At 73.4% G+C, this 4,911-nt stretch carries 3 protein-coding genes and 1 pseudogene; 3 read left to right on the top strand and 1 reads right to left on the bottom strand.

The annotated features are described in order from the left end of the window. Positions 1 to 1,269 (top strand): annotated as a pseudogene (gene hisS, locus VR44_RS14310) (histidine--tRNA ligase); the annotation flags it as partial. 103 nt (positions 1,270 to 1,372) lie between these two features. Here hisS and VR44_RS14305 read toward each other — a convergent pair. Beyond that, positions 1,373 to 2,563 carry a sensor histidine kinase gene (locus tag VR44_RS14305; protein ID WP_045947859.1) on the bottom strand — a complete coding sequence of 397 codons (1,191 nt, stop codon included), beginning with the start codon at positions 2,561 to 2,563 and terminating at the stop codon, positions 1,373 to 1,375. A gap of 271 nt (positions 2,564 to 2,834) precedes the next feature. Here VR44_RS14305 and VR44_RS14300 point away from each other — a divergent pair, with 271 nt between their 5' ends. After that, a complete protein-coding gene (locus VR44_RS14300) occupies positions 2,835 to 3,449 on the top strand; it encodes a vitamin K epoxide reductase family protein (RefSeq protein WP_045947858.1) in 615 nt (204 codons plus the stop codon). A gap of 40 nt (positions 3,450 to 3,489) precedes the next feature. Then, on the top strand, positions 3,490 to 4,866 hold the full coding sequence (locus VR44_RS14295; RefSeq protein ID WP_045947857.1) for a replication-associated recombination protein A: 1,377 nt from the start codon (positions 3,490 to 3,492) through the stop codon (positions 4,864 to 4,866). The last annotated feature ends 45 nt before the right edge of the window (positions 4,867 to 4,911 follow it).

Genomic DNA, 4,911 nt, shown 5'->3' with positions numbered 1-4,911 from the left:
CCTTCAAGGCCCCCAAGGGCACGTACGACCTGATCCCGCCGGTCTCCGTGAAGTACCTGGCGGTGCGCGAGGCCATCTCCGCGCCCCTGCGGAACTCCGGCTACGGCTACATCGAGACCCCCGGCTTCGAGGACGTCGGCCTCTTCGCCCGCGGCGTCGGCGAGTCCACCGACATCGTCACCAAGGAGATGTACGCCTTCGAGACCAAGGGCGGCGACCAGCTGGCCCTGCGCCCCGAGGGCACGGCCTCCGTGCTGCGCGCGGCCCTGGAGGCCAGCCTCCACAAGCAGGGCAACCTGCCGGTCAAGCTCTGGTACTCCGGCTCGTACTACCGCTACGAACGCCCCCAGAAGGGCCGCTACCGCCACTTCTCCCAGGTCGGTGCCGAGGCCATCGGCGCCGAGGACCCGGCGCTCGACGCCGAGGGCGCTCGACGCCGAGCTGATCATCCTGGCCGACCAGGCGTACCGCTCGCTGGGCCTGCGCAACTTCCGCATCCTGCTGAACTCGCTCGGCGACAAGGAGTGCCGCCCGGTGTACCGGGAGGCGCTGCAGGGCTTCCTGCGCGGCCTCGACCTCGACGAGGAGACCGTCCGCCGGGCCGAGATCAACCCGCTGCGCGTCCTCGACGACAAGCGGCCCGACGTCCAGAAGCAGCTGGTCGGCGCGCCCGTGCTGCGCGACTACCTCTGCGACGCCTGCAAGGCGTACCACGAGGAGGTCCGGGCGCTGATCACGGCCGCCGGGGTCGCCTTCGAGGACGACGAGAAGCTGGTCCGCGGCCTCGACTACTACACCCGCACCACCTTCGAGTTCGTCCACGACGGCCTGGGCTCGCAGTCCGCGGTCGGCGGCGGCGGCCGCTACGACGGCCTCTCCGAGATGATCGGCGGACCCGCCCTGCCGTCCGTCGGCTGGGCGCTGGGCGTCGACCGGACCGTGCTCGCCCTGGAGGCCGAGGGCGTCGAGCTGGACATCCCGGCGGCCACCTCGGTCTTCGCGGTCGCCCTGGGCGAGGCCAAGCCGGCCGTGTTCGGCCTGGTGACCGAGCTGCGCAAGGCGGGCGTCGCGGCCGACATGTCGTACGGCGGCAAGGGCCTCAAGGGCGCCATGAAGGACGCCAACCGCAGCGGCGCCCGCTTCGCGGTCGTCGCGGGCGACCGCGACCTCGCCGAGGGCGTGGTCCAGCTCAAGGACATGGAGTCCGGCGAGCAGAGCGCCGTGCCGGTCGCCGACCTGGTCGCCGAGGTCCGGAACCGCCTGGCCTGACCCGAACGGCCGCCGGGGGCGGGGCGGGGGAGTGCTCCCCGCCCCGCCCCCGGCGCGTGCGGGGTCGTCGGCGAGCAGGCCGCGGATCGGCTTCGGCGGCTCCTCAGCGGATCGGGAGGGTGACGGTGACCGTGGTGCCCTCGGACGGGGCGCTGCGCACGACGGCGGTGCCGCCCGCGTCGGCGGCGCGCGCGGCCAGGCCGCGCAGGCCGTAGCCGGAGGTGGGGGCCGACGGCCGGAAGCCGCGGCCGGTGTCCCGGACCTCGACCGTCAGGCCGTCCTCGGCGTAGGTGAGGGACACGGCGGCGAGGGCGCCGGGGCCGGCGTGCTTGGCGGCGTTCGCGAGGGACTCCTGGCAGGTGCGCAGCGCCACGGCCTCCAGCCCGGGCGGCAGCGGACGCGCCCGCCCGGTCACGGTGACGGCCGCGGGCGGGTCGTGCCGGGCCGCGAGCCGGCGCACGGCGTCGGGCAGCGAGCCGCCGTCGAGGTCGGCGGGGGCGCCCCCGGCGACCAGGGCGCGGGCCTCGGCCAGGTTCTGCCGGGCGGTGGCCTCCATCAGGCCGAGGTGGCGGCGCGCCCGGCCTGGATCGGCGTCCAGCTCCGCGCGCACGGCCTGGACGAGCATCAGCAGACCGGCGAACCCCTGCGCGAGGGTGTCGTGGATCTCGCGCGCCATGCGCTCCCGCTCGGTGTGGGCTCCGTGCTCGGCGGACAGCCGGGCCACCTCCTCCCGGCTCGCGTCCAGTTCGGCGATCAGGGAGGCCCGCTCCCGGCTCTGCTCGATGATCCGGATGGTCCAGGCACCGAAGAAGGCGGCGAAGGCGAAGCCGACGAGGGCGGACACCGCGTTCAGGAAGACCTCGTGCGCGGGCGGCCGCCAGACGAGCGCCCGGCGCAGGCTCAGCAGCATGAAGAAGTGCGGGGCGAGGGCGAAGACGATCAGCCGGACCTCGTCCATCATGGACGCGGCCGGCAGGAACAGGACCAGGGTGACGCCCAGGTACCGCAGGCAGGGCCACGTCGCCGGGGCGGACTCCGCCAGCAGCAGCGGCCGCCCGGCCCGGACGTACCAGGGGATCAGCAGGACCAGCAGGGCCAGGGCGGCGATCCGGTAGCGCGGCGAGGGCGTCCCGGCGGTGAGGACGAAGGCCGCGGTGGCGCTCCACACGGCGGCGGTGTAGAGGTCCCAGGCGCGGAACGAGCGGTCCCAGACGTGGGACTCGCGCGCCCCCGCCGCCCGTGCGAACCCCTCCGGCCGTCGCGCCGGTTCCTCCGGGTGAAAGTCAGCAGGCACAGCACCAGCCCTCCGATGACCCGGACACACAGGACCAGGGTGACCCCGGCGTACCCGTCCACTTGAGCGGGAACGGGGCCCCGATGTCCAGCAGCCGGTCCGGTGGCCGCTCGAGGCCGGCCGGGGCGATGACCGCGGCCGGCTCGCGCGGGGCTGGGCCATGGCCGGCGAAGGCCGTCCTTATCTCCGTCGAACGGTGGACGGGCGCCGCGGTGCGGCACAATGACCCCTGCTTGATGACCTTGCCGATGTGGGATGTGGAGCGGGCGGGATGACGACTACGGGTGCTGGCGCGGATACCGCTCCGCGGACCTACGGCGGGAGCCGGGCACTGGCCCTGCTGCTGGTCATCACCGGAGCGGCGGCCCTGCTCGCCGCCTGGGTGATCACCATCGACAAGTTCAAGCTGCTGGAGGACCCCAACTTCACGCCGGGCTGCAGCCTGAACCCGGTCGTCTCCTGCGGCAACATCATGAAGAGCGAGCAGGCGTCGGCCTTCGGCTTCCCGAACCCGATGCTGGGGCTCGTCGCCTACGGAATCGTGATCTGCGTCGGCATGAGCCTGCTGGCCGGTGCCCGCTTCGCCCGCTGGTACTGGCTGACCCTGAACGCCGGCATGCTCTTCGGCGTCGGGTTCTGCGCCTGGCTGACGTACCAGTCGCTGTACAACATCAACTCGCTGTGCCTGTGGTGCTGCCTGGCCTGGGTCTGCACGATCCTGATGTTCTGGTACGTCACCTCGCACAACATCCGCCAGGGGATGCTGCCCGCCCCCGGCTGGCTGCGCGGCTTCCTGGACGAGTTCACCTGGGTCCTGCCCGCCCTGCACATCGGGATCATCGGGATGCTGATCCTGACCCGCTGGTGGGACTTCTGGACCTCCTGAGCCCGCCGGCTCTGTCAGCGGTCTCGCTTAGGCTCTGGGTGTGGAACCAGACCTCTTCACCGCCGCAGCCGAGGAACGCCAGGAGAAGGACCCGGCCAGCTCCCCGCTGGCCGTCCGGATGCGCCCGCGCACCCTGGACGAGGTGGTCGGCCAGCAGCACCTGCTGAAGCCCGGCTCGCCGCTGCGCCGGCTGGTGGGTGAGGGGGCCGGGGGACCGGCCGGAGCCTCGTCGGTGATCCTCTGGGGCCCGCCGGGGATCGGCAAGACCACCCTCGCGTACGTGGTCAGCCAGGCCACCCAGAAGCGGTTCGTCGAGCTTTCGGCGATCACGGCGGGGGTCAAGGAGGTCCGGGCCGTCATCGAGGGCGCCAAGCGCGCCGCCGGCGGCTACGGCAAGGAGACCGTCCTCTTCCTCGACGAGATCCACCGCTTCAGCAAGGCGCAGCAGGACTCCCTGCTGCCGGCCGTGGAGAACCGCTGGGTCACCCTGATCGCGGCGACCACGGAGAACCCGTACTTCTCGATCATCTCCCCGCTGCTCTCGCGCTCGCTGCTGCTGACGCTGGAGCCGCTGACCGACTCCGACCTGAGCGGGCTGCTGCGGCGGGCCCTGGAGGAGGAGCGGGGGCTGGGCGGGGCCGTCTCGCTGCCCGCCGACGCCGAGGCGCACCTGCTGCGGATCGCCGGGGGCGACGCCCGTCGCGCGCTGACCGCGCTGGAGGCGGGGGCCGGATCGGCCATCGCCAAGGGCGAGGAGGAGATCACCCTCCAGACGCTGGAGGAGGCCGTCGACCGGGCCGCGGTCCGCTACGACCGGGACGGCGACCAGCACTACGACGTGGCGAGCGCCCTGATCAAGTCGATCCGCGGCTCCGACGTGGACGCGGCGCTGCACTACCTGGCCCGGATGATCGAGGCCGGCGAGGACCCGCGGTTCATCGCCCGGCGGCTGATGATCTCCGCGAGCGAGGACATCGGCCTGGCGGATCCCACCGCCCTGCCGCTGGCGGTGGCGGCCGCCCAGGCGGTGGCGATGATCGGCTTCCCGGAGGCCGCGCTGACCCTGTCGCACGCGACGATCGCGCTGGCGCTGGCCCCGAAGATCGCGCTGGCGCTGGCCCCGAAGTCGAACACCGCCACGACGGCGATCGGCGCCGCCCTGGCGGACGTCCGGGCCGGGCTGGCCGGCGCCGTGCCGGCGCACCTGCGGGACGGGCACTACAAGGGGGCGGCCAAGCTGGGGCACGCGGTGGGGTACGTGTACCCGCACGACGTGCCGGGGGCGATCGCGGCGCAGCAGTACGCGCCGGACGAGATCCACGGCAAGCGGTACTACGAGCCGACGCGGTACGGGGCCGAGGCCCGCTACGCGGACGTGGTGGAGAAGGTCCGCGAGCGACTCCGCGGCGCGAGCTGACCCGGCCGCCTGCGGCGCTTCTCCCCGCCCCGCCCTTTCTCCGTT

The organism is Streptomyces katrae, from assembly GCF_000966975.1.
Taxonomy (GTDB): Bacteria; Actinomycetota; Actinomycetes; order Streptomycetales; family Streptomycetaceae; genus Streptomyces; species Streptomyces katrae.
This window is presented reverse-complemented; position numbering and strand designations above follow the sequence as displayed.